The sequence below is a fragment of the Streptomyces spiramenti genome, from assembly GCF_012034385.1.
GTDB classification, from domain to species: Bacteria; Actinomycetota; Actinomycetes; order Streptomycetales; family Streptomycetaceae; genus Streptomyces; species Streptomyces spiramenti.
Genome location: NZ_JAAVJB010000370.1, coordinates 1 through 3,172 on the forward strand (window position 1 = coordinate 1; position 3,172 = coordinate 3,172).

The 3,172-nt window shown below is 74.8% G+C and carries 2 protein-coding genes; both read right to left on the reverse strand.

Annotated elements, in window-relative coordinates:
* Positions 1-54: 54 nt before the first annotated feature.
* Positions 55-1,605 carry an MFS transporter gene (locus HCJ92_RS23280; RefSeq protein ID WP_167935585.1) on the reverse strand — a complete coding sequence of 517 codons (1,551 nt, stop codon included), beginning with the start codon at positions 1,603-1,605 and terminating at the stop codon, positions 55-57.
* A gap of 501 nt (positions 1,606-2,106) precedes the next feature.
* Positions 2,107-2,766: a TetR/AcrR family transcriptional regulator gene (locus HCJ92_RS23285; protein WP_167935586.1), complete on the reverse strand. Its 660-nt coding sequence runs from the start codon at positions 2,764-2,766 to the stop codon at positions 2,107-2,109.
* Positions 2,767-3,172 lie beyond the last annotated feature (406 nt).

A 3,172-nucleotide genomic window follows, 5' to 3' on the forward strand; every position in this document is an offset into this window, starting at 1 on the left:
GTCCCACCCGGGAGGCGGGACGGCGGCGTGCGTCGGACGCGAGCGGCGGCGGACTCAGTGGGCGAGCGCCACGGAGGAGGTGTCGTCGTCCCCCAGGTGCACCGGGCGGCCGTGCCCGGTGGCGGCGACCGCGCTGCCGCCGGCCACGTACGGCTGCGGCGCGCGGTTGCTGACGAGCGCCGAGGCCGCGGCGACCGCCAGCAGCACGGCGCCCAGCCCCCACCAGGCGGCCGTGGCGAATCCGCCGACGGTCGCCTCGGGCGAGGCGGTCAGCAGCGAGTCGCTGCCGCCGAACCGGCCGGCGGTGCTGGAGACCGCCACCGTCCCCAGCAACGCGACGCCGAGGGCGCCGCCGATCTGCTGCGAGCTGGTGACCAGCGCCGAGGCGACGCCGGTGTGACCGGAGCGGACGCCGGAGGTGGCCATGTGCACGGCGACCATGAAGACCGTGCCCATGCCCATCCCGAGAGCGAGCTGGGCGGGCAGCAGCAACCCCATGTAGGAGCTGTCGGCTTCGAGCTGGGTGAACATCAGCATGGCCATGGCCGCGGCGAGCAGGCCGGGCACCATCACGGCGCGCGGCGAGAGCCGGGCGAGTGTCCACGAAGCCACCTGTGTCGACCCGATGATCACACCGACACTCATCGGCAGGAACGCGAGCCCCGCCAGCACGGGCTGGTACCCCTTCACCGACTGCAGGTAGAAGGTCATCATCAGGAAGACGCCGAACAGCGCCGCGGCGGCGAGGGCGACCACCAGGACGGCCCCTGCACGGTTCCGGTCCAGCACGACACGCGGCGGGAGCAGTCCGCCCGGCGTGCGAACCTGCCGGCGGGCGAAGGCCGCCAGCAGCATGGCCGCCGCCAGCAGCGAGGCGAGCACTCCGGCGTCGGTCCAGCCGTGGGAGCCGGCGCGGGTGACGCCGCCGACCAGCGCGAAGAGTCCCACCGCCCAAGCGACGGCGCCGGGGAGGTCGATCCGGGGCGCGGCGCCGGACGAGACGGCGGGCAGCCGGGTGAGGGCAACCGCGATCAGGGCGACCGCGGCCAGCGGCACGTTGACGAAGAACGTCCACCGCCAGCCGAGGAACTGCGTCAACGCGCCGCCGAGCATCAGGCCGAGCACGCCGCCGATACCGACGAGAGCGGCGTGCACGGCGAAGGCCCTGCCGCGGTCGCGCACGTCGGCGAAGAGCGCCGAGAGCAGGGCGAAGGCGGCCGGCGCCAGGAGTGCGCCGAAGACGCCCTGGCCCGCGCGGGCGGCGAAGAGGGTGGCCGCGGTCGTCGCCAGTCCACCGAGCACCGACGCGAGGGCGAAGCCGATGACGCCGAGGACCAGCGCGTTCCGCCGTCCGAGGAGTTCGGCGACCCGGCCGCCGACGAGGAGCAGTCCGCCGAAGGCGAGGGCGTAGGCGGTGAGGACCCACTGGCGGTCGGCGTCGGCGATGCCGAGGTCGGCCTGGAGGGAGGGCAGGGTGACGATCACGATGGTCGAGGCCAGCACCACCATCAGCTGGGCCACCGTGAGCGGGACGAGAACACGCCGTCGCGGGGTCGCGGGGCGCTGCGGTGGTGAGTGAGCGGCGCTGTCGAGCGCTCGGGACATGGGCTGCCACCTTGTCGGGGAAGACGTCGCTGGACGGGGGGGTGGACCCGGAGCGGGCGGCCGGGTCCGGCGGTCGGTCGGGCGGTTGTCGGGGGGCGGTTCGGTACTGCCGTGCTGCTGTGTTCCGTTGGTGCGCTGTGCTGCTGTGCTGCGTGTTCCGTTCGTGCTGCCGTGCTGTCGTGCTGTCGGCCAGCTGTGCGTTCGGTCGTGCTGCGGACGGCGACCGCGTCGCCGGGTACCGGTTCTGCCGGTACCCGGCGTGCCGCGCGGTGCGCTTCGTTCGGGCGGTGCGGGTGGTGCCTGCGGCACGTCATGTGCGGGTGGCACATGACCGTGCCGCCGGATCGACAGCCGCTGACGTCGGGTACACGTCTGCGCTCCGACCGGGTCGCTGCGGTGCGGCTGTCCCGGCGGGGGTGCGCGGTCGGGCGACCGCGCCGTGCGGGGGTGGGGCTGAGCCCCGATCGGCCCACGAGGCGGGCCGACAGTCCGTGCGGCCGGCTAACTCAGGCCGGCGGGTACGCGCCGCAGGTCGGCCACCGACGGGCCGGTCCCCGGCAGTTCGGTGGCGGCGGGGGCGCGCAGCCCGTCGAGGAAGATCAGCAGCTGTCTGCGGACCAGGTCGCCGTCGAGGCGACACTCGGAACCGTCCGGCAGCGGTCTGGTGAGGCGGCCGATGGCCAGTAGGACGTCTCCGGCGGTGACGTCCGCGCGGAGGGTGCCCGTGGAGCGGGCGCGCAGGACCAGGCGCTCCACCACCTGGGTGAGGCGGTCCCCCGCGGCGCGGCGGCCGGGGTCGCCGTCGGCGGTGCCGAGCATGGTGCACATGACGCCGACCTTCTCCTCGACGCCGGCGAGGAAGAGTCCGCGCAGCGCCTCGAACGGGTCGACCCCGGCGGCGAGCGCCTCCTCGGCCCGGTCTGCGGCGCGTTCCGACACGTCGCGCACCACCGCGACCACCAGGTCGCGGCGGGTCGGGAAGTGCCGGTAGAGGGTGGCGTTGCCGACCCCGGCGCTGCGTGCGATCTCGTCGAGCGGGGCCTTCTGCCCCTCGGCCGCGAAGACCTCGCGAGCGGCGGCCACGATGCGGTCCCGGTTGCGGGCGGCGTCGGCACGGAGTCCGCCGCTCGCCGTCACGCCGGCGGCGTGTGATGCGCTCATGGGGCCTCCTCGCCGGTCACCGGCCGTCGTCCCGTCCAGGAAGTGGGGAATGCCTCCCCACTTCGTCGTACGAGTATGCAAACGGGGAAAGCCTCCCCGGATATTTCACCGCACTCCTGTGATGACCGCCACACATCTGAGACAGATTCCCGCGACCCGCCCACACGGGCGCTTCACTGGCCGGGTACGGACGCGCCCCCGCTCAGCGCCGCGAACAGCGCCCGGGCGGACCGGCCGGGCCCGGGCCACCGCACCCACGCCGAACAGGAAGACCCGGGGGCGCGGGCCCGCGCGCTGACCGGCGCACGGACACTCCGGAAGCGGGCCGTAGTGCGCCGAGTGCTGCCCGTAGCGAAGCGGGCCGGAAACAGACGCGGGGGGGGGGGGGGGGGGGGGGGGGGGGGGG

Bases quoted from the DNA above. Each gene is read 5' to 3' on its own strand.
- HCJ92_RS23280 (WP_167935585.1), bottom strand. From the start codon at position 1,605: ATGTCCCGAGCGCTCGACAGCGCCGCTCACTCACCACCGCAGCGCCCC.
- HCJ92_RS23285 (WP_167935586.1), bottom strand. From the start codon at position 2,766: ATGAGCGCATCACACGCCGCCGGCGTGACGGCGAGCGGCGGACTCCGT.